The organism is Croceitalea rosinachiae (assembly GCF_031846445.1).
In the GTDB taxonomy this organism is placed as follows: Bacteria; Bacteroidota; Bacteroidia; order Flavobacteriales; family Flavobacteriaceae; genus Croceitalea; species Croceitalea rosinachiae.
The window spans coordinates 579352-602221 of sequence record NZ_JAVRHR010000002.1; the positions used below are offsets into that span (position 1 = coordinate 579352).

The 22870-nt window shown below is 37.1% G+C and carries 22 protein-coding genes; 8 read left to right on the forward strand and 14 right to left on the reverse strand.

Translation table 11 applies throughout. The features are described 5' to 3' along the window. The first annotated feature begins 39 nt into the window (after window positions 1-39). Entirely contained in the window at window positions 40-1884 is a 1845-nt protein-coding gene (locus tag RM706_RS10355) for a cytochrome-c peroxidase (RefSeq protein ID WP_311351129.1), read from the forward strand. A gap of 111 nt (window positions 1885-1995) precedes the next feature. Continuing rightward, window positions 1996-4053 (forward strand): fasciclin domain-containing protein, encoded by a 2058-nt coding sequence (locus RM706_RS10360; protein WP_311351132.1) that lies wholly within the window; start codon window positions 1996-1998, stop codon window positions 4051-4053. A 3-nt stretch (window positions 4054-4056) separates the two neighbouring features. Here RM706_RS10360 and RM706_RS10365 read toward each other — a convergent pair whose 3' ends face one another. Next, window positions 4057-4821, reverse strand: a complete 765-nt coding sequence (locus RM706_RS10365) for a TIGR02757 family protein (protein WP_311351134.1) — start codon at window positions 4819-4821, stop codon at window positions 4057-4059. A gap of 10 nt (window positions 4822-4831) precedes the next feature. Further along, complete coding sequence (locus RM706_RS10370; protein WP_311351135.1) at window positions 4832-5494, reverse strand: ABC transporter ATP-binding protein; 663 nt, start codon at window positions 5492-5494, stop codon at window positions 4832-4834. Window positions 5495-5645: 151 nt separating this feature from the next. On the opposite strand from RM706_RS10370, the gene msrA reads away from it, so the two are divergent. From msrA to RM706_RS10390, 4 genes are read left to right on the forward strand one after another with little or no spacing between them, the layout of a single operon-like run. Then, window positions 5646-6209, forward strand: a complete 564-nt coding sequence (msrA, locus tag RM706_RS10375; RefSeq protein WP_311351137.1) for a peptide-methionine (S)-S-oxide reductase MsrA — start codon at window positions 5646-5648, stop codon at window positions 6207-6209. 2 nt (window positions 6210-6211) lie between these two features. After that, window positions 6212-6811: a GTP cyclohydrolase I FolE gene (folE, locus tag RM706_RS10380; protein ID WP_311351140.1), complete on the forward strand. Its 600-nt coding sequence runs from the start codon at window positions 6212-6214 to the stop codon at window positions 6809-6811. A gap of 54 nt (window positions 6812-6865) precedes the next feature. Further along, window positions 6866-7147, forward strand: a complete 282-nt coding sequence (locus RM706_RS10385; protein ID WP_311351142.1) for a hypothetical protein — start codon at window positions 6866-6868, stop codon at window positions 7145-7147. 44 nt (window positions 7148-7191) lie between these two features. Further along, window positions 7192-8244 carry a succinylglutamate desuccinylase/aspartoacylase family protein gene (locus RM706_RS10390; RefSeq protein WP_311351144.1) on the forward strand — a complete coding sequence of 351 codons (1053 nt, stop codon included), beginning with the start codon at window positions 7192-7194 and terminating at the stop codon, window positions 8242-8244. Between the two features lie 11 nt (window positions 8245-8255). Here RM706_RS10390 and folE (RM706_RS10395) read toward each other — a convergent pair whose 3' ends face one another. Next, the gene (folE, locus tag RM706_RS10395) at window positions 8256-8918 is read right to left on the reverse strand and encodes a GTP cyclohydrolase I FolE (RefSeq protein WP_311351146.1); all 663 of its coding nucleotides are present in this window, start codon (window positions 8916-8918) and stop codon (window positions 8256-8258) included. Window positions 8919-9002: 84 nt separating this feature from the next. Here folE (RM706_RS10395) and RM706_RS10400 point away from each other — a divergent pair, with 84 nt between their 5' ends. Further along, window positions 9003-9191, forward strand: a complete 189-nt coding sequence (locus RM706_RS10400) for a molybdopterin-binding domain-containing protein (protein ID WP_311351148.1) — start codon at window positions 9003-9005, stop codon at window positions 9189-9191. A 197-nt stretch (window positions 9192-9388) separates the two neighbouring features. On the opposite strand, the gene RM706_RS10405 is transcribed toward RM706_RS10400, so the two are convergent. From RM706_RS10405 to ggt, 6 genes are all read right to left on the reverse strand, one after another. Further along, window positions 9389-9970, reverse strand: coding sequence for a HupE/UreJ family protein (locus tag RM706_RS10405; protein WP_311351150.1), 582 nt, complete (start codon window positions 9968-9970; stop codon window positions 9389-9391). Between the two features lie 2 nt (window positions 9971-9972). Continuing rightward, window positions 9973-10491 (reverse strand): DUF6702 family protein, encoded by a 519-nt coding sequence (locus tag RM706_RS10410; protein ID WP_311351152.1) that lies wholly within the window; start codon window positions 10489-10491, stop codon window positions 9973-9975. Between the two features lie 10 nt (window positions 10492-10501). Then, a complete protein-coding gene (locus RM706_RS10415) occupies window positions 10502-11776 on the reverse strand; it encodes a dipeptidase (RefSeq protein ID WP_311351154.1) in 1275 nt (424 codons plus the stop codon). A gap of 58 nt (window positions 11777-11834) precedes the next feature. Beyond that, window positions 11835-13001, reverse strand: coding sequence for an acetylornithine deacetylase (argE, locus tag RM706_RS10420; RefSeq protein WP_311351156.1), 1167 nt, complete (start codon window positions 12999-13001; stop codon window positions 11835-11837). Between the two features lie 5 nt (window positions 13002-13006). Continuing rightward, complete coding sequence (locus tag RM706_RS10425; RefSeq protein WP_311351159.1) at window positions 13007-14410, reverse strand: YfcC family protein; 1404 nt, start codon at window positions 14408-14410, stop codon at window positions 13007-13009. A gap of 346 nt (window positions 14411-14756) precedes the next feature. Further along, complete coding sequence (ggt, locus tag RM706_RS10430) at window positions 14757-16454, reverse strand: gamma-glutamyltransferase (RefSeq protein ID WP_311351161.1); 1698 nt, start codon at window positions 16452-16454, stop codon at window positions 14757-14759. Between the two features lie 165 nt (window positions 16455-16619). On the opposite strand from ggt, the gene RM706_RS10435 reads away from it, so the two are divergent. Continuing rightward, on the forward strand, window positions 16620-18002 hold the full coding sequence (locus RM706_RS10435) for an SH3 domain-containing protein (RefSeq protein ID WP_311351163.1): 1383 nt from the start codon (window positions 16620-16622) through the stop codon (window positions 18000-18002). A 466-nt stretch (window positions 18003-18468) separates the two neighbouring features. Here the strand turns inward: RM706_RS10435 and RM706_RS10440 are convergent, their stop codons facing one another. The 5 genes from RM706_RS10440 to RM706_RS10460 are packed head-to-tail and all read right to left on the reverse strand — an operon-like array spanning window position 18469 to window position 22864. Continuing rightward, on the reverse strand, window positions 18469-19026 hold the full coding sequence (locus RM706_RS10440; protein WP_311351165.1) for a type 1 periplasmic binding fold superfamily protein: 558 nt from the start codon (window positions 19024-19026) through the stop codon (window positions 18469-18471). A 22-nt stretch (window positions 19027-19048) separates the two neighbouring features. Beyond that, window positions 19049-21445, reverse strand: coding sequence for a TonB-dependent receptor (locus RM706_RS10445; RefSeq protein ID WP_311351167.1), 2397 nt, complete (start codon window positions 21443-21445; stop codon window positions 19049-19051). A 55-nt stretch (window positions 21446-21500) separates the two neighbouring features. Continuing rightward, the gene (locus RM706_RS10450; protein ID WP_311351170.1) at window positions 21501-21803 is read right to left on the reverse strand and encodes a hypothetical protein; all 303 of its coding nucleotides are present in this window, start codon (window positions 21801-21803) and stop codon (window positions 21501-21503) included. Between the two features lie 48 nt (window positions 21804-21851). Next, window positions 21852-22373: a DUF6787 family protein gene (locus RM706_RS10455; RefSeq protein ID WP_311351172.1), complete on the reverse strand. Its 522-nt coding sequence runs from the start codon at window positions 22371-22373 to the stop codon at window positions 21852-21854. Window positions 22374-22402: 29 nt separating this feature from the next. After that, a complete protein-coding gene (locus RM706_RS10460; protein WP_311351174.1) occupies window positions 22403-22864 on the reverse strand; it encodes a DUF6146 family protein in 462 nt (153 codons plus the stop codon). Window positions 22865-22870: the final 6 nt, after the last annotated feature.

Consider the following 22870-nt stretch of genomic DNA (forward strand, 5'->3'; position numbering starts at 1 on the left):
AGGGAACCTTTTTGTTTCTTCTATTTTATTTGTATTGTTATGAAATTCAAGAATTATTTTTTCACAGTTTTTATACTACTAGGCATAACTTCTTGTAAAAAAGAGGAAAAAATATTGGCCTTTTCAATCTCTTCTGATAAAGAGTCCATGTTCAATGATGCCATTCGAAACCATTATTTTAAAACTCTGGATAGTGCAGCCTACTATATTCAAAAAGTAGATACCTTGAAAACATTGAATGAAAACAAAGCTAATTTTTTAAAGAGTAGGGAGTGGTACAAAAGAGCAGAGCCCATGCTAATGGCATATGATTACGAGAATTACCTGTCTATGAATGCTCCCAATTTATTAAAAGTTGAAATTGATGACTATACAGATATAAAGGTTATGAAACCAAAAAGTTATCAAGTACTAGAAGAGCTATTGTATGCCGAAGACGGATTTGAAAATAAAAATGTTGAATATGTCATTGAATATCTAAAAGTACGAATACCCTACATCCGCAAAAATCATATCCTGATAAGACAAATGGATAGACATCATCTAAAGATGCTGCGGGATGCCATTGTAAATGTAGCTACCAAAGGTATTACAGGTTTTGATTCTCCGATGTTGGCCAACTCTTTGAACGAGGCCATTTATAATTATGAGACCATAAAAGAAGTTCTTGCCATTTATGCGCAGGCCTTTACATCCAAAGAATTGTATCAATCTTGGATAAATGAAATAGATAATACCATATCAGACTTAAAAATAGGGGATTTTGATACATTCAATAGGTATCATTTCATAAAAAACCATACGAATATACAACTTGGGCTTATCAACGAAACTGCTGTAGATTGGAATATTAAATTGAATACTTCACGTAACTTGAATTCAACAGCTGACAATCTTTTCGATAAAGATTTTTTTAATGTCAAAAAATTTGCGCCTCCCCGTTCACCGGAAATTTCTGAAGAACGTATTGCACTTGGGCGTATGTTATTTAATGACAAGTCTCTATCAAATAAAGGAAATATAAGTTGTGCAAGTTGCCATCACAAAGACAAAGCATTTACAGATGGGCTCAAAAAGGCTAGAGGTGAGGGAAATGTGGAACTACAACGTAACACTCCCACATTGACCTATGCGGTGTATCAAAAAACCATGTTTTACGATGGTCGTGCCACTGGACTTGAAGACCAAATCGTGAATGTGGTCAACAATGAAAATGAATTTCACATGGATTTGGATAAAATGGAACAGCGAATTCAATCAAACCCGGAATATGTTATTCAGTTTGATTCGCTCTACAACGGAAAGATTAACAATAAAAATGCGCGTCATGCCATTGCCACTTACATTAGAAGCTTGGCTCCATTTGACTCAAAATTTGACAGAAACATGCAAGGATATGAGGAGACTCTCACAGAAGAAGAAATTTCTGGTTTTAATCTCTTTATGGGCAAAGCGGCTTGCGCCACCTGTCATTTTCCACCTGCGTTCAATGGCACGGTACCCCCTAAATACATGGAAACGGAGTTTGAGAATCTTGGTGTGCCGCAAAATGCAAGTTTTGAACATCCGATTTTAGATGAAGACCCAGGCCAGTATTACCCGTATAAGGTTGAAGAAAAGCGAAACTTCTTTAAAACATCAACGGTAAGAAATGCAGAATTAACAGCACCATACATGCATAACGGTGTTTATAATAGCTTGGAAGAGGTCATGCAATTTTATAATGTTGGTGGTGGACAGGGTATGGGTCTTGATGTACCTTATCAAACCTTACCTTCTGATTCATTAAACCTAAGTGAAAATGAAATAAATGATGTCATTTCATTTATGAAAACCCTTACAGATAAACGATTTATTGAAATTGATGAGGATATAAATGATTAATAATAAGGCTTTCACAAAAACTTAAACTAGACCTAACAGATTGTTAAAATTGGTTTCACGTAAATCGTACCACAAAAAATTAACTTCTACAAAAATTTAAGAACACCAAAAATGAATAATAAAAGTTTTTTTACACCTCACATTTACAAATCTATTTTCATAGTTCTCACTCTATTATTTGCTGCTTGTAGCAATGATGATAACGCTGTTGCCGATAACACTGATGATATGGAGCAGACCGATGATGACATGGACCAGACCGATAATGATGACAATGATGGAATGGAAGAATTGTTACCTAACATTGTTGAATTGGCACAATCAGTTGATGATTTAAGTTTGTTGGTGGCAGCATTGACCACTAATAATGATTTGGTTGCCGCACTTTCAGCTGAAGGAGAAAATACTGTTTTTGCACCTAGTAATGCTGCTTTTGGAACTTTACTTGGACAATTAGATGCGTTTGAATCGCTAGATGATTTTGATGAGGAAACTGAACTTGCATTATTGACAGAAATTTTAAAATATCATGTAATAAGTAATGAATCAACATTCTCTGATAACCTTTCTGACCAAACAGAATTAGAAACACTGCAAACAGAGTCATTAACAATTCTTGTTGATGGTAATGTTTTTATACAGGATAAAACTGAAGATTTGGCGGAAGTTATTGGTGCTGATAATGAAGCGTCAAATGGTGTTGTTCATGTTATTGATAAAATTTTATTGCCCCAAGCGGTTCTAGACCAACTTTTTCCGAAGCCAAGTATTGTTGAGCTGGTTACAGAAACAGAAGAACTTTCCCTATTAGAAGAAGCATTGATCAAGGCTGGTTTGGTTGATGCATTAAGTGCTGAAGGTCCATTCACAGTATTTGCACCAACTAATGCGGCTGCAGATGGATTGTTCACCGCATTGGGTGATAGTTTTAATAGCTTCGACGATTTTGATAACTTCATTGAAATTGAAATATTAAAACAAATTTTATTGTACCATGTCGTTGATAGCAATATCATGTCTACAGATTTGACCGCTGGTACCATTCCCACATTGCTTACAGACGAATCCATAGAAATTATTGCTTCGGGAGACACGTTCGTTGTTGGTGACGCATCTGACGTTGATGCAAACATTCTTTCCGCTGATAATGAAGCTTCGAATGGAGTAGTGCACATTATTGATAAGATTTTAATTCCTACAGAGGTACAAGAGTTTTTAGATTCTTTAAATGAAGTTCAGGGTAAAACTATTGCTGAATTAGTTGAAGAAACAGAAGGTTTTACATTTTTAAAAGAAGCCTTAGAGCTTACCGGTCTATTGGAAACTTTGGATAGTGAAGGTCCTTTTACAGTATTTGCACCTACAGATGATGCGCTTTCTGGTTTGTTAGCTGTTTTTGGCAGTCAATTTACAAGCATACAAGATTTCACTTCAGAAGAAGAGATAGCATTATTACGTCAGGTATTACTATATCATGTTTTACCAGGTACTACCACCTCTTCAGATTTGTCTGTCGCAACTATAAATACGTTATCAGGAGACAACACTTTAGACGTTGTCACTACGGAAAGTGGATTTGGTCTAGTTGATGTATTACAAGTTCCGGCCGCTATTGAAATAACAGATATTCCAGCAAAGAATGGAGTGATTCATACCATTGACCGAGTTTTGTTGCCACAATCGGTTATTGAAACCATAGCTATGGATATCAATGAAACATTAATTGATGTAATTGCTGCTGTTGAAGATTCAGAGTTTGTTCAGGATCTATTTGTTCTTTTGGAAGAAGAGTTTAATGACGCTATACAACAGGAATTCACATTTTTCTTACCGACCAATAATGCGTTTTTAGATTTGTTTGCCTCACTTGATGGATATGATTCTTTAGCTGATTTCAATACTGTTCAAGATTTAGAACTGTTGACTACCATATTATCATATCATTTAATAGAAAGATCTACCTTAACTTCTAATGTATTGATGGATGGTCAATCTGCAGGCACATTTCAAGGCGAATCCGTATCGGTTAGTTTGAGCAATGGAGTTTCTATTGTAGATAAAACAGGTCATCCGGCGAACGTTACCACTGCTGATGTTGAAGTATTGAAGGGAGTAATTCACTTCATTGATAAAGTATTGTTGCCACAAGAAGTTTTAGATGCACTATAAAAGTTAAAATTTTTCAAAAACACCAAGCCCGAATAAGGCAAAATCATACTTGACGGGGTCTTTGGCATCAAACTTTCTCAAGTTTTTATCAAGTTCGGTCAATGACTTGGCATCGTTCTGTTTGCGCTTTAGAAGTTTCAGTTTGCGAGCGACGTTTCCTGAATGTACATCTAAAGGACATGAGAGCAGAGAAGGAGAGATGCCTTTCCAAAGTCCAAAGTCTACACCTTTATCTGAGGGGCGTACCATCCAACGTAAAAACATATTGATACGCTTTGCTGCTGAACCTTTTAAGGGATTTGAAACATGCTTGGTAGTTCTTTTTTGATGCGGAATTTCAAAAAAGACCTCTTTAAATTTTGAAATGGACGGTTGCAGGGTATTTACCTTTTGGTGTTTTTTAAATAAGGATTCTAGTCCACCATGAAATGAATAAATATTTTTTAAAGCCTTAACGAAGTATTGAAAGTCATCACCATTAAAGGTGCGGTGTACAAAAGAAGCTAGTGAATCTAAATCAGATACTTTGTGATTCTTTATAAAATCATAAGGAGCGTTATCAAGCATTTCCATCATTCTTGATGCATTATTGATAATGCTCTTTCGATTGCCCCAGGCAATAGTCGCCGTTAAGAAAGCGCTAATTTCAATATCCTCTTTTATGGTAAAACGGTGCGGTATTTGAATGGGGTCTGCCTCTAAAAATTTTGGATGTTCATATTGTTCCGCTTTTTCATCTAAAAACTCTTTTAATTCCGCCTTGGTCATGAATTAAAATTTAGGTAACAATGGTACCATCTACCATAGTCAGTTTTCTATCGGCCATATTGGCCAATTCCGTATTGTGCGTAACAATGACAAAAGTTTGCCCATATTCTTCCCTTAACTTAAAAAAGAGTTGGTGTAAATTTTCAGCACTTTCGGAATCTAGGTTGCCACTAGGTTCATCGGCAAATACTACAGAAGGATTATTAATCAGCGCCCTCGCCACAGCAACTCGCTGCTGTTCGCCTCCAGAGAGTTCTTTCGGCCTATGATGGTATCGGTCAGATAAGCCTAAAAAATTCAATAACTCTTTACCTCTTTTTTCAGCTTCCGTTTTGTTTGTTTTTTTTATAAATGCAGGAATACAAACATTTTCTAAAGCACTGAATTCGGGTAACAATTGATGAAACTGAAAAATAAAACCAATATGCTCGTTTCTGAATTTAGCAAGGTTCTTAGGGCTAAGCTTAGTAACATCAATACCGTTGATTTCTACCGTGCTATCTTCAGGATTAGTAGGGGAGTCTAAAGTTCCTAAAATCTGAAGCAAAGTAGTTTTTCCTGCTCCAGATGCGCCAACTATTGAAATAATTTCACTTTTTTTAATTTCAAGGTTTACCCCTTTTAATACTTGAAGATTTCCGTAGTACTTTTGAACATTGGTGGCTTTAATCATGTACAATAAATTGGGTGTGAAAGTACATATAACTACTTTCAGAACAAAAATACTTTTTTTAAGTATTTCACTAAGTTTCCGACTACTAAGCAAAAGTTAAATGCAAATGGTAATTTGCGAAATAAGATAAATTGTTTAACATTTACACGAAATGAGTGAACAAAATAATTTACAACAAGAGATAGCTATTTTTGCCAATGGTTGCTTTTGGTGTACCGAGGCAATTTTTCAACGATTAAAAGGGGTTTCAGAAGTGGTTTCGGGCTATACAGGTGGGGCTATTAAAAACCCCGCATATAGAGAGATTTGCACAGGACGTACTGGGCATGCAGAAGCTATAAAAATCACTTTTAATGCTCAAGAGATATCTTTTGAAGAACTTTTAGAAGTTTTTTTTGCTACCCATGATCCAACAACTTTGAATCGGCAAGGCAATGATGTTGGTACCCAATATCGAAGTGAAATTTTCTATACAAACGTGAGACAAAAGAAAGCTGCTGAAGATTTTATAGTATTTTTAGAAAAAGAGCAAGTTTTTAAGAGCCCTATTGTAACTGCTATATCTAAAGAGAAGCTATTCTATGATGCTGAAAAAGACCATCAAAACTTTTATAATGAAAATAGGGCACAACCTTATTGCCAATTCATAATAGACCCGAAAATCAACAAAATAAAAAAGTATTACGCCAACAAATTAAAAAAGACTACCGCATAACTATGGCACCATACAAGAATTTAGAAGAATATAATATTGAAGTCACCAATGAGGTTAAGGAACGGTTTTCAAAAATCATTGATGAAATAGGGGAAGACGTTGAGCGCGAAGGGCTTGAGAAAACACCCGAGCGTGCCGCAAAAGCTATGCTTTTTCTAACGCAAGGCTACCAGCAAGATGCTGCTGAAATTTTAAAAGGAGCCATGTTTAAGGAAGATTATGATGATATGGTCATTATTAAAGACATCGAGGTGTATTCACTTTGTGAGCACCATATGCTTCCTTTTTTTGGAAAGGCACATATTGCTTACATTCCGAATGGACATATTGTTGGTTTAAGTAAGATTCCGCGAATTGTAGATGTTTTTGCAAGAAGACTTCAGGTTCAAGAACGATTGACCCATAATATTTTAGAGTGTTTAAACGATACGTTGCGGCCTAAAGGCGTTGCAGTAGTCATTGAAGCCTCTCATATGTGTATGATGATGCGTGGCGTTCAAAAACAGAATTCAGTAACCACCACTTCCGGTTTTAGGGGGCAATTTGAAAAAATTGAAACCCGTAATGAGTTTTTAAAGCTAATCAGCTCAGATTTATCATAATAATTTTTGGCATTTCTTTTGTTTCAATGTCATGCGGAATTACTATTTTTCGATATGTCAAAAACAGAGGATAATAAAATTAGAAACCTTTTCTTAGGTTTATTGTTTGATGCCCTTGGGATGCTATCATTTGCAGTACCAGGTATAGGAGAGTTTTCGGATGTAATTTGGGCACCTGTTGCCGGTTGGTTAATGACAAGGATGTATAAGGGTAAAATTGGTCAGGCAGCTGGTGTTGTGACTTTTGTGGAAGAACTTATTCCTGGGCTTGATGTGATACCAACCTTTACCATCATGTGGGTGTACACCTATCTCTTAGCTGGTAAAAAGAAATAACTAATATCTATCATGTTACAATTTCAATAATTAAAACCAATAGAATGTTGAAAAGACTACTATCAGTTTTATGTATTATATCTATTCACTTTTTACAATCCCAAAATGAATTCAAAAGTAGTTTTGAAAGCACCAAAAGACCCTCTAAACATAATCTTAAGATAGCCGTTTCTGATAGTCTTGGTAACGAAGGGTATTTGCCGATTTCTATATTTAAGGGAAAAGCAGATGGACCAGTTTTTACTATTGTTGCTGGCGTACATGGTTTTGAATATCCTCCAATCGTCGCTACCCAACAATTAATGCAAGAAATACATATAGACTCTTTGTCTGGTACAATTATCTTTATACCGATAGCGAATAGGGGTTCTTTTTATAACCGTACGCCTTTCATAAATCCTGTGGATGGGATAAATTTAAACAATGCCTTTCCTGGAAATATAGATGGTACCATTACCCAACAGCTTGCCCATCTGATTACAACAAACATTATACCTGTAAGTGATGTGTTTTTAGATATTCATGGGGGAGACGCACCTGAAGATCTTTTACCCTTTATCTGTTATTATGATAATAAAAACCGCCCAGAACAGACCCAACAGGCCAAACAACTTTCCGAAATTAGTGGATTTGAATATGTGGTATCATACCCTTATGCACTAAGTGATGAAGACCCCGCAAAATACGTTTTTAAGCAGGCCGTTCAAGATGGTAAAACAGCTTTAAGTATTGAATCAGGAAAGCTTGGTAATGTACAAGAAGAAGCGGTTGAATTAGTGAAGAATGGGGTTTATAATATGCTTACAGATATGAAAATGTATAACAAAAAGCATGTCTTAAAAAAGAAACCTATTAGATTAAATGACCAAGTCTATATAAGGTCCAATAAAAAAGGTATTTTTTATAGTTCTTATAAAGCTGGAGATTCCGTTCAAAAAGATGCTGTAGTGGGTTATACAACTGATGAATTTGGCACTATTCTCGAAGAATATAAGGCTTCGAAAAGCGGTATTATCCTTTACATGTTGGCAACTCCACCTATTAATAAAGGTAATACCGTAATGTGTATTAGTAGTTTTTTAGAGGAGAATAAATAAGCTTAAAGGTTTTAATGGCCGTTCTTTAGAAGTCCATAGAATTCATTTCGAAGCTGTTCATCATTAAATTTTCCGCCATATTCCAAAGTAGTAGTAAAGCTTTCTTTATCCTTAATTCCCCGAGAAGATACACAAAGATGTTTTGCGTTAACTATAACAATCACATCAGGAGTTTCTAAAGTCTCCTGCAAATCATTTAAAATCTGAAGACAGAGACGCTCTTGTACTTGAGGTCTGTGAGCGTAATAATCTACCAAGCGATTGATTTTCGATAATCCTACTACTTTGTCCTTTGGTATGTAGCCAACATGGGCATGACCTATAATAGGCAAAAAGTGATGTTCACAAGAAGAATCAATGGTAATATCTTGTTCAACAAGCATCTTTTGATACCCATATTTATTTTCAAAAGTTGAAATTTTAGGGCGATTTTCAGGACTTAACCCATAAAACAACTCTTTTACGTACATTTTGGCAAATCGATAGGGTGTTCCTGAAAGGCTATCATCATTAAGATCTAAGCCTAATGTTTCCATTATTTTTTGAAAGTACTTTTGAATGCGTTCAATTTTTTCTTCCTCACTAAGTAAAAATGCATCCTTCCGCATTGGAGTTTCCAAAGAAGTGGCAATATGCTGATCTCCTAAAGCCTCAATTTTTTCAATATCTAACATTCAATTGCTTTTAGTTATGGTAGCTTGTCTTGAGCCTACTCTTCGATACAATGACTGCAGTACTTTCGGTTGTAAAGATAAAAAATGATTAGACTAACGGCAGGCATCAGGAACAGAACTTTAATCCTCAACTTACCAGGCAAGCCTAAGGCAATCGCTGAATGTTTAGAGGCGGTCTTCCCTGCTATTCCCTATTGCATAGACTTGATTGAAGGGCCGTTTCTTGAAACATATCAAGACAAGATGAAAGTATTTCGACCTGTTCATTCTTAAGAGAAGATTTAACTATCCATTCCTACAATATTGAGAATGGCTATCACAGATAATTTTTTGGAGAATGGATAAATAGCATCCAATATAAAAGATTTGATTACTGTTAATCTGATGAAGATGAATAGCACAATTAAACTATTTTGGTAAAAAAGAGCGTACGTGTCATATCACCTTGATTAGATACCCGGTATACTTTTTCAGGAAATACTTTCTACCATAGATACCAATGACATTCCTGCTGCTGCACCAGAAATAAAAAGATTCCATTCGCGGTGTTTTACTTTCAAAAGATGAAGAAATATAAAGGCAATTCCAACGATAAAAAAAACGATCAATAATTGGCCCAGTTCAATACCCACATTAAAACCTAATAATGGAACTACAATGTCAGAGGGATCCATTATAAGTGCCTTGAAGTAGTTAGAAAAGTCCATTCCATGAATCATTCCGAAAAATAGCGCCATAACATAATTCCGTTTCATTTTTACTGATTTTACCGCCTGATCAGAACCTAACACATTATGAATGGCAGTTGCAAAAATCGTTAATGGAATAAGAAACTTAATGATGCTTGAAGGAATAGAAAATAAATCTAGCGAAACGAGAACTAGGGTTATGCTATGACCTATTGTAAATGCAGTTACCAAAATGAGGATTTTTTTCCATTCCTCAATCCGATATACAGCACAGAGAGCAACCAAGAAAAGTATGTGGTCGTAAGCCGTCATATCGGCAATATGCTCAAAACCAAGTTTTAGGTAAAATTCAAAAGGATGCATTCTTAAAATTTAAGTTGATGGACCGGTGTTTTTTTGTTGAGCATCATACTTTTTGATCCACCTTTCATATGAACATAAACAATGTTGTTCTGATCAAAAAAAAGGTCGGTAAAAACAGCATTTTTGATTTCTAATGAAGTCAATGGAGTGGACTGTTTATGTTCAAAATAAACCCAGAGTGCCGTATTTTCTCCTTCTCCACCTAATCTTTTTCGCTTTATTTTAAGGTCTATGATCTTTTTGTTCACTTTAACGTAGAAAAATCGATTGACATAATCCATCAGCATCTGATTGGCTTTGTCTGATTCGTTCGGTTGACAAAAAGCCAATTCTTTGCTATTGGGGTCAAAAACAATGGCTTCATTGACATCGGTCAAAAACAGTTTTAGATTAATGGACAACAATTCATCGCTTGAAGAGTATTCAATTTCACATAACGACAATCGTAGTGGATGAATTTCTGAACCCCCACAAAGAAGTAAGCATAAAAAAGCTATTGACCACCGAAAAATCACCAACATATAAAATCAACTAGGCAGATTCATCGGAACCCATTTTTGCGGCAATCTCTTGAACTTCTTTGAAAACACGAATTAAATTACCGCCCCAGATTTTTTCAATCTGCTCTTCGGTATAACCACGTCTGACTAATTCAATCGTAATATTCATCACTTCACTGGCATCAAAAATACCTTGAATACCTCCACCACCATCAAAATCACAACCAATACCTACATGATCTATTCCAGCGACTTTTACGATATGATCAATGTGATCAGCCACATGTTTTACCGTAGCAGGTGGATTGGGATATGTTTCGTTAATCTCCTGAAACTGCTTACGTAAGGCTGACCTTTCTTCATCAGTCATTTCACTGATAGGCTTCATATTGGCACGAAGTGCTGCCATAGCAGAGTCGCGTTCGATATTTGGTGGAGCTTCACGAAGGTAATCCGCTAACATGGTCAATTGTACAACGCCTCCATTTTCTGCCATAAGCGTTAGCATTTCATCGGTCATATTTCGTCTATGATCAGTTACAGAACGAGCGTTAGAATGACTCGCTATAATTGGAGCTTTTGATAGTTTAATAGCATCATAGAAGACACTGTCATTTCCATGAGAAATGTCTACCATAATACCCAAACGGTTCATTTCACCAACTACTTTTGCGCCAAACTCACTGATTCCTCCATGTTCGGTACCATTTTCATCAGTTGCTGAGTCTGCTAAATCATTATTTGACGAGTGTACCAGCGTGATGTATCTTACTCCTTTATCATAATATTCTTCAACATTCGAAAGATCGGATCCAATAGGATACCCGTTTTCAATACCTACATAAATGGCCCGCTTACCTTCTTTTTCCAAAGCATAAGCATCATCAGGATTCAATGCCAAGCCAACAACATCTGAATTTCTTTCTGTTGATGCTTTTACAGAGTCAATCATCTGCAGGCATAACGCTTTTGCCCTGGAGTTTCCGTCATCGTCACGAATATCCTGAGCTACAAAAGCGGCAAAGAAAATGGCATCCAAACCACCCTCTTTCATTCGAGGATAATCTACTTTTGAACCAGTTTCGTTTGGGTCATGTCGTACAGACATATCAAATCCAGGTTCAATCATGCGCAGTGGTGTATCGGCATGAGTATCGACCGTAAGTACTTTTTTGTGTATTTCAAGTGCCCGTTGTACCAATTCTTCTTCTGTTTCCGTTTTAGGTTCTTGATTAGCTGTCTTTTGTTTGCAGCCACATATCACAAGTACTAGTAGAAAGCAAAGAATATAGTTTTTACGTATCATTTGAATGAATTTGGTTAATATAAGGATGATTAAATATACGATAATAGATGTACTGATGCTAGGTAAATTTTTCATTAGATAGTTCTCGAATCAACTTGTTCATCATCTCCATTCCCTTTTGCAATTGGTCCTTGGCAATAAATTCATCGGCTCGGTGTGCCTGTGCTATGGAACCGGGTCCACAAATGGCGGATTGGAAGCCTTCGTTAGCGAATTGTCCAGCTTCGGCCGCATATGAAACAGTGTCCAGCTTTGAGTTTCCTGATATTCTTTTAATCAGACCTACAATATCATCATCCGCTTTGGTGTCTAAATGTGGAACGGACGGGTGATGTTCAACGTTTTTAATACTAAAATCAGGGAAAATCAATCTAAGTACTTCTTCTCTTTCACGACAATAGGCTTCAAAGTCAGCTACAATCCCTTCAATGTCATCCATTGGAATGGTACGAAGATCCCAATAAAAGTGGGCTTTGTCAGCAATAACATTGGGGGCAATGCCCCCTTTGACCAATCCGATATGAATGGAAGAGTGGGGTGGGTGAAAACGGTCGTCCAACCGTCCATCGGCAATCAATTGGTCCATTTTGTTTTCTAACCAAAGAATTAAACGCATGGTCTCATGAATGGCACTGATTTCTTGTTTGATGCGGCTACTATGCCCGGCAGAACCGTTTACATAGGTTTCCATAATATAAATGCCCTTCTGTCCAACTATGGGTTCCATCATTGAAGGCTCGCCAATAAGAGCATATTTTGGGGTTTCGGTATACTGGTTTCTAATAGCTCGGGCCAATTCTGGCGCTGCCAAACAACCTATTTCTTCATCATACGAAAAAGCAAAATAGATAGGTTTCTTTAAATCAGCTTTTAGCATTTGCGGCAGTGCAGCGATACAGCAGGCTAAAAACCCTTTCATATCACAAGAACCTCTTCCATATAATTTTCCATCATTTTTATCGGTGAGTACAAAAGGATCCGTAGTCCATTCTTGACCTTCAACGGGCACAACGTCCATATGCCCAGAAAGGATAACACCTCCATCTACAGCAGGCCCTATTCGACAATGCAAGGATGCTTTATTGTCTTCTTCATTAGGCACTAAATGAACGGTAACACCTTTGGATTCCAACACTTCTTTGATCCAATTGAGAATGCTTAAATTACTTTGTCCACCTAATACTGGGAATGAAACCAATTTTTGTAAAACTTCTTCAACGTTCATAAGTACTAACTATAATTTATGGTAACGGCTATAATTAAAGCCAAAAAGGCAAGGCATAGCACACTGATTAAAACGGGAAAAATAAAACGAATCCAACGGTCAATAGGTACCCGACACATACTTAGCATCGCAATTAGCCCACCAAGAGTAGGATTGACGAGGTTTGATAGCCCATCACCAATTTGAAAAGCTAATATTGTAATCTGCCGCGATAAACCCAAAGTTTCACCAAGGGGCAACATTACCGGCAGTGTTGCTAAGGCTTGCCCACTGCCTGAGGGAATAAAAAAATTAATTATGGACTGTGAGATCGACATACAAATGGCTGAGGCGTATAAGGGCAATCCTTGTAATAAAGAAGAAAGTTGATAGGAGATGGTATCGCTGATATTTCCCATTTCCATTAGCACCTTAATAGAGGTTGCAAAACCAACCATAAAGGCTCCGGGCCCAGCTATGGCAACCGCATTTAAAACGGTTTCGCTCATCGTAGTCGCACTCATTCTAGAAACTAAACCACAAAGAAGGGCAATGATCAAGAATACCGCAGAAAGCTCATTGATATACCAATGTAAGTTGAATACACCATATAAAATAGCCAGTAAACCTCCGATAAAAATGGTAATTACCATCCAATTATTTTTACTTAGGACGTAATCTTGAATAGGTTTTGATAAAGCCAAATTATTGACATCAAGCCCTTTTCCCAAACTCTTGGAAGCATCGATAGAAATCTTTTTGAAATACCGAACATTGTAATACGCCATAACGCTTAATGCCGAAAAACAAAGACAACTGCGTAAAAAGGCACCAGAGAACATAGGTAGTTCTGCCAACTTATGTCCTGTTCCAACCGTATAAGGATTAATAGGTGAAAGCCCAAAGCCAATGGTCATTGCACCCACCGAGATACCAGCTGCCAAAATCAAATCACCACCTAAAGCTAGGCTTAGAACAGCGGCAATGGGCACCATTGCAATATTGTTTTCATACCCTACGGCTACGCCCAATATTCCGTAGATAAAAGTCATGATAATGATAATGAGGTATTTTCGTTTAAAGCCTAGCTTTTTAACAAGAGTACCGACTGCATTCTCCACCGCTTTTGATTTTTCCATAAAACCAAACATAATGCCGCCTGAAAGCACTATAAAGATGATTTCAACTGCAGCTTTAAAGCCTAAGGGTATGGCTTTAAACATATCTAGGATTCCAATAGGTGTAGAGGCAATGGTTTTATAAGAATTAGGAATTACCGCATTTCTTCCATCAACTAATACGCGTTCATAGGCACCGGCCGGAAGAATATAAGTCAATATGGTTACAAGAATAATTATACCAAACAACATCGTGATGGCATGGGGAATACGTTGAAAAAGAGAAAGGGCTTTTGGTTCCGATTTGCTCATTTATATCAGTAACTGCTGTATATTTTTTGGTATGGAACCAATTTAGCTGAATTTTATCATTTTGATTCAATTTAAACTAAAATATTCGAAACAGACCAAATCAGAAGATATCGCTTAAAGAATAGGTATAACTTAAAAATAGAGTTTTAGTTAATCTAATGCATAGGCTCGTTCTACTGGCCATTCATCTTGATAACCCTCAATCCAGGTTTTTGATTCTAGTTCCTTTTCAGTTGCCAAACAAGCGTCAAGGGAAACTCTCATTTGCTATTTGGAATTAAGCAATGAACCAAATAAAAAATCACAGCTATTGCGATCTATTTTCTTTTGAAAATAGATTTATTTCCTAATACCCAGCTGCTTGTCCATCTTTACGACTTTCTGAAGCACCATGATATACTTTGTTTTCATCGTCCCATAAAATGGCTTGGTATCCGCCATAAATTCCTCGAGCAGTGCCCATTCGATGACCTTTGTCCATTAGCCCACGTATAGTCGAGTAGGGGATTCCAGATTCTGTGCGAATCAATCCCGTATTTTCCGTTGTTTGGCCCATAGGGGAGGCCCCACCGGTATGGTCCCAGCGAGGAGCATCGCCCGCTTCTTGAATGTTCATCCCAAAATCAACGAGGTTCATGACAATCTGGGTATGGCCCATTGGTTGAAAATCACCCCCCATCACACCAAAACTGAGAACAGGCTTGCCATCTTTGGTCATAAAAGCAGGAATGATGGTATGAAAAGGCCGTTTGCCCGGTTCGTACGTATTGGCCTGTCCTCTTTTAAGACTGAACAATTCTCCTCGGTCTTGTAACATAAAACCCAATTTTGGAGGTGCCATGCCGGACCCCATACCACGGTAATTACTTTGGATTAAGGAAATCATTGTTCCTTCATTATCTGCAACGGTCATGTAGATGGTCTCTCCTGCGGAAATTTCCCCAGCAGAATAGGTTCCTGCGCGCTCTCCGATTTGTTCCCTTCTAGATTTGGAGTAGTCTTCTGAAAGTAATTCCTCAACGGGTATATCAAAGAAATCCATATCGGCGTAATATTTAGCACGATCTTCAAAAGCCAATTTTTTAGCTTCGGTAAAAAGATGCAGGTGTTCCGCACTTCCAAATTCTATGTTTGAAAAGTCATACCCTTCCAATATTTGTAGCATTTGTAATGCAGCAATCCCCTGACTATTTGGTGGAAGTTCCCAAACATCGTAACCTCTATAATTAATGGATACAGGTTCTACCCACTCCGACTTATGAGCCGCAAAGTCTTTAGCAGAGAGAAAACCACCTTGTTCTTTAATAAATTTTCCAACTGTTTTCGCAATTTCTCCTTTATAGAAGGCATCACGCCCGCCCTCAGCAATTTTTTTATACGTATTGGCTAAGTATGGATTTCTATAAATTTCGCCTTCATTGGGCAGTTTTCCGCCATTTTGCGATTTATAGATATCCTCAATATTTGGAAAATCTTTCGACTCAAAAAATGGCACTGTGCGTTGTATATACCATGCAATCAATTCAGTCAGTGGAAACCCTTTTTCAGCATAGTCTATTGCAGGGGACAAAATTTGGGTCATGGGCTTTGAACCGAACTTAGAATGCAATTCAAACCAACCATCTACTGCTCCTGGCACACTGATGGGCAACGGGCCATACGATGGAATTTTTTCCATCCCTTCCTTTTCGAAGTATTCCAATGTTAGTTTTTGGGGAGATCGACCACTAGCATTCAATCCATATAGTTTTTTGGTTTTTCCATCCCAAACAATGGCAAAAAGATCTCCTCCCACACCACATCCAGTAGGCTCCATTAATCCAAGTGCGGCATTGGCGGCAATAGCGGCATCTATGGCGTTTCCGCCGCTTTTGAGCATATCCAAGCCGATTTGAGTAGCTAAGGGGTGACTGGTGGCCACCATACCACTTTGACCTAATACTACAGATCGGGTAGCAAAAGATTCCCCGGTAATTCGATCTTGGGCATTTAAAAATGGAATTGAAATAAGTACGCAGGATAGAAACAAAAAAATAGTTTTCATTAGTAGATTTTTATACTTTTCTAAAGTACAAAAATTGAATGGAGCAGCATTGGATTAGTAGTAACGTCAAGTTTTGTTTCGATGGTGGTTTGCGGTTTCTGAGATAAGAAGTAATTTCAACTGATATTAAATCTTTCGGCAAAGCCGAATTAAGTATAATTGGTTATGCGTTACATTTTACTTTTACTTATTTTTTGTAGCTTGTTTTTTAGTTGTAAAAATGAAGAGAGAGCTGAATCAATTCAAGAAATCGAAACTTTCGGTTCAAAAGACATAACATATCCCCAGGGCGAGGCGCAAATTTCGGATGCAGTTCAAAGGAAGTTTATAGAAAACCACTTTTTGCCTTGGGAACTTCAATCTGCAGAAGTATTGGGAATTCTCGATTCATTTCCCGGGAAAAAGTTGACCTATTTAGAGAATTACTTAAGAGACGATGAATGGTATGGCGAGAATAAAAAACCGCACAAAAAGTTCCTTCGAGAAGAAATAGTGAATAATGTTGATATGGTAAGTTTCCCCAATTTTCTAAAAAAAGGGATTGTAATCGCACATACCAATTTAAGGAGATTGCCAACAAACCGACCTGGGTTTGACCTCTATTCCAAGGCAGGGGAGGGATATCCATTTGATTACTTTCAAGAGACCAACCTTTGGGCCAATACGCCTTTACAATTACTTCATCTAACCAATGATAAACAATGGTGTTATTTAATTAGCCCATATTATAAAGGTTGGGTGGCCATGCACGATTTGGCAATAGTTTCCATTGATTTCATTGAAAAATGGCAGACCAGTAATTACGCGATGCCCTTGTCGGATAAACTTAATCTAAGCAATTCTGCCTCTAGTCTTGCCTTAAATGCAAAAATGGGGATGGTATTGCCCTATGAAGAATCTAAGGATACTAATAAAGTCTTCGCTTACTATGCCATTACAGATGAATTGCAGAATGCTCATTTCTTAAAAGCAGAAGTAGACAAAAGCCTTCTTGCTTTTGATGATTATGAATTCAATGGGGTGCATTTGAAGCAATTGGTTTCCCAATTACAAGGAAGACCTTATGGCTGGGGCGGCAATTTGGAGAATCGAGATTGCTCCTCAATGATTCGTGATTTATTCGCAACTTATAAAATTTGGTTGCCACGCGATTCAGAAGATCAGATTGAAGTGGGTAATAAATTCGAGTTAGCGGGCAGCATTGAACAGAAGACCGATTTAATTAAAAATAAGGGCATTCCTTTTCAAACCATTTTAAGAAAAAAAGGGCATAATATGTTATATGTCGGTAACTCTCCGAATGAGGAACCATTGATCTTCCATGCCATTTGGGGGTTAAAAACTTCTTATTCCAATGAAGAACTTGCCAATAATCTAAAAAGCTATCCAATTGAAGGTATTCATCAGAACCAAGATGGCAGATTAAGTGGAAGGTATATCATCGGGGAAGCTGTGATTACTTCGGTTTTAGCTGGTGCCGGGAATAATGGAGTTACAATACCCTTGATTGAAGAGATATACGCCATGGCTAATATTCTTGAACGTTGATTAACGTAATACTTGATTTTTAGAACTGCTTTAGCAAAGTATCTTTTTATCATGCTTTTGCATTGAAAGAAGTAAAAATAATTTAAAATGAGACTTATTGAGGACCACGATTTAAATGGATAGTATAAGCTGGAGAAATAAGAATTTTCGTGCTACTAATGACAAGAATAAAAGATAACACAACCCAATAAGTTCAACGGAAGACACCGTAAAAATAAGGCTTGACCTAATAATTGTGGGCAGAGACGACAACTAAGACTGGTTTCATAATTTTAGGTGTGGTAACACATCTTTTCTATGTGGGTTTGTAATGTATGGGAAGTGAAAATATGAAAGCTCTCATAGGTTAACTGTAATATAAGTAGAGTGGCCAGTAAATTCCAAACACTTTTTGTGATTTCATGGCTTTCATGGATAAAAGGGAATGGGTGTTAACCACTCCCTAATTTTTCAATAAAATTGGTCATTATTGAACAGTCAAGTCAAAAGTTTGTGCAATATCTGTTTCTCCGCCTGCATCTGCCAGAGTACCATCGTTTGGTTTTTTAGGTTCGTGGCGCAAAGTAATCGTAATTGATGCTGCACCTGCTGTATCGGTATCCAATGTAAATACAATACCAACGGGATTTCCATTTCCATCGGTATCACCATAGTCTACACTAGCAATAGATCCTGTAGTTTGAAAGAAGAACTGGTGTTCATCATCTTCTTCTGCAACTTCTTCAGTGATATCTTCAGCCGGAGTTTCCGTCTCGTTCAAAAGAACAATAGCACCAGTGTAGGTGGTGTTTCCTGCTAAAGAACCAGAAACGGTAACTACTGGCGCTCCAGGGCCATCACCATCGATATCCCTAGATTGCAAAGTAATAGTGTCACCACCCCCTTGTGGTGCCAGTGCAACGGTCATGGTCGTAATTACTTCTTCTTCGTTTACTTCTTCTGGTGGTGTGTCATCATCATCAGAACATGAGATGAACAAAACTCCGCTTAGGGCTAACATTGATAAAAATTTGACTGCTTTCATAACAAAAAATAAATGATTAAGATTAATAATTGAGTTTTAATTGTAAAATGACGTTCCTACCCAAGTCATCAGCAAAAAAGCGCTGACGATTCAAGTATTCCCTATAATTGGTATTCCATAAATTATTTACTGCTAATGAGGTTGTTAAAGAATTTTGGCCAAGATTAAAGACCAATTTTGAATTAAAATTTAATACGTGATAGGCATCAGGGGGCGAATTAATTTCTAACAGAACTTCCTCTTGTTGTTCTGGAGAGAAAACTGAAATATTCGGTGGCACTTCATTTTGTCTAAAAACATATTGACTTTGAAGTGAAAGCTCTAGGCCTTTCCATTCCTGTTTAGTAAAAAGCAGGGTATTGGAAAAGTTTGCAGAAGGGATATTGATCAATGCCAAATCACGGTCTACATCTTTCCCTTTCACGAGCGAAAAAATATGTTCTGTTCGCCAATTGGTCGTCCAATCTGAATAGGCAGATATGTCCACCCCTAAAATCCTTACATCGGTTTGCCTATAAGCCCATACTGGAAAGGCGCCTCTAAGTGTAAACTCCACTCCGGTAGGTTCTAAAAGAATAAAATCACGGATAAAGTTTGCATAAGGTTCTAAAGTAAAACCCCATTTTTTGAAATCTCTAGTATAAGACAACATGAGCTTGTTAGAGGTTTCACTACCTATTCTTATATCTCCCAATTCAATACGCGCGGCAGAGTGATGCAGACCATCACTGAACAATTCTGACGGATTTGGTGCCCTTTGTGACAAGGCATAATTGAATTTTAAATTATCATCTTCATTTGAATTGTAATTAAATCCCACCGTAGCTGAAATATTATTATAATCGAAAACTGGATTGGTCAATAGCTGTGTTCCTCTGTCATCAATGACCAAGTCAGGAAATTCAACATCGTAACCACGTTCTTCCCATCTAGTTGTTTGATAAAACTTAAGTGCATCCACTCTAGTATAGTCGTATCTAATGCCAGCATCCAGTGTCCATTTATTGTTCAAGCGATATTCCCCAATAAGAAAACTTCCAAAATCATATTTCTCATAATCGGGTATAAGCCTTCTTACTCCAGTAGCTGGGTTTGCAAAATTATCTTGGTGTCTGCCCATTAATCCAAACTGCAGCTTTAGTGATTCGTTGCTGTCCCATTTAAAATCACTAGATAGGGTATGGGTCTTCAATTCTAAATCAATCGAAGCTTGATCACTTCGTTCACCTCTTCTGACATCGAACTCAAATCTTCTGTTATTTTGAAAGTCATATTGAACATTTAACTTTCCAAGGCCCTCAAAGCGCCTATAAAATTGCAACTTACCCAAATGATGTCTAACTTTTTGTCTTGGGTTGCCTATATCATATGTAAATGGAAGGATAATCTCTGGTTGGCCACTATTAATACTACGTATTAGGTCATCAATATTTCCAATATGTGAGGCACGCAATATGGCTATCTCTGCATCATAATACGCGTACCGGCCTGTGATTCCCCATTCTAATAAACGCTTTCCTAGTTGAACTGAAGCTCCAATTTCTTGTATTCCTGTATTGGATAAGATATAGTCAGGAGCTTCTTGATCCCCTAGCTGTTTATAAGAACCTTGGCCTTTCAAGAAAAAGCCATTTTTATAGACCCTTGTAATTTCCGAAGCTAGATTACCACCGCGGCCATTACTTACGGCGTTTAACAACGTTTTCCCGAATAAGGTATCCTTTACAGGAAATTTCGACTGCTCCAAAATTATGGTTCCCCCAATGGCATCTCCTCCATATTGCAATGCTGAAGCGCCTTTTACAACTGAAATGGTTCCCGCTGAATTTATATCTATATTGGGTGCATGCTCATCGCCCCACTCCATATCTTGCATGCGTACACCGTCATTTAGAATCAAAACTCTACTACCGTTGAGCCCATGAATAGCAGGTTTCACAATATTAGATCCTGTGTTCAAAGTTGAGACACCTCCCAATTGCTTAAGGGCATCGCCCAAACTTGCAGTGCTAAATTTTTCTAGCACCTCACTTTTCAGTGCTACTTCTTGTGCGGAATTGGTTTTGTCAAAAATCGCATCACCAATTACTTTAACTTCTTCTAGCTCTTCTAAATGATGCTCCAATTTAATTTCAAGGTCTGTGCTGCCATTAATGTTAATCGGAATTATTATGGTTGCACATGAGGGATGGGTTACTTCTAACTCATAATAACCATCACAAATACCATTTATAACATAATTTCCATTTGAATCGCTATAGGCCTGTATTTTCTCACCAATGATTAAAATGGAGGCTTGACCAAGAACAGTTTTGTTGTGGTAGTCCATAACTTTACCTCTAAGACTTGAATAACAGTCTTGAGCTATGGATGATGTTAAAGTGCTGAAAAACAGCATAGGAATGAATATTTTTTTCATCTAACGAATTTGTAATCCCATAAACTGGGTAGAGAGTTCTATCTAAAAACCGACGTTAGACAACAAAAGGTGGAGGCCTTGAGAAAAAGTCAGATGATGCTATCTGTAAAGTAAAAGATTGGTAGTACGTCTCAACAGCTGAAAAATCCTCTCCGATAAGTTTTTTTTCTAGACTTATTGTGGCTGGAGCTATAAACGCAGTTTGTTGATGCTCAATAGCAAGCTCACAAGAACTACAATTTTCAATGGACGTATCATCATCATGGCCAACATGGGAGTACACGTGAAAGCTCGATACTTTGATAAACATCAAAATAACAAAGGAAAGCAAAGAAATTATTTTAAAAAAATCTTTCACGGTCTTGCGAATTTATAATATTTCAGAGTACCTATAATGTTAATAAAATCACAATTTTCTAAATAGAAAACCTAGCCCCATGCGCTTGAGCATTTTTTTTTCAAAATTCCAAAAGAATTTATGTTGACCAAAGAGCCATCCGAAAATTACCAAAAAGACTTGATAAAAAATAAGTCCGACAACGATATACAAAACCCAATAGATAATGGGCTGTAGGTTTTCTTGTGTGATGCCTAGATGGCGCATAATCGGCCTACCTACCCTTAAAGAGGTGCTACCAGTGATTGCAAATACAATAAATATGGCAATCATTTGCCAACGGTATTCAACTATCCATTTGTTTTTAAGCTTTTCAAAACACCAAAGTGAAATGCGTAAGAAAATATAGAAGAATACAATGGATACAGATAAAGTAAAAACCCATTCAAACGATGTATTGTTAAGATTAAAAAAATGTAAAAGTCTTCGTGAGAAGTAATATGCTGTTAGCACTAATAGAACAACGCCTAGAATGGGAAACGTCAATTGCCAATTTTTGGTAATCTCCCAGCGATTCTTGAATTTTTCCATCGATTAATTTTCGACAGTAAATTTAGCCATTAAATTCGAGGCAGAAAGGGACCTAGTCTTTGATTGTATCGTCTCTGAAAATAAATAAAGTAGTTGTACAACTGATAATTTACGTCATAGCCGTAGTCAACGTTCTGTTCATAATTTATTCGAAGTTCATAAAGTAGGGGGTCAAAAACACTAGGTTGCAATACCCTTCTATTCCACTCAAGCACGTAAAGATAATTGCGGTTTTCCATAAAACCTTGAGAATAATACCCCTTGGGTTGGGCTATTCGGTTCAACCACGTATTAAACCCGACATCCATAATGACAATATCATATTCAGATTCTTCAGAAATTTCATTTTCATTGCTATCATCCGAGGTTTCAAATATTTCTTTTTCTGTTTCGGTGAGAACTACTACTTCTTCTTCTTGACCATGTAAGGTTATATTAACGAGAAAAAGCATAATCAAGATAAAAAAGCAATGTATTTGTTTCTTTTTCATGGACTT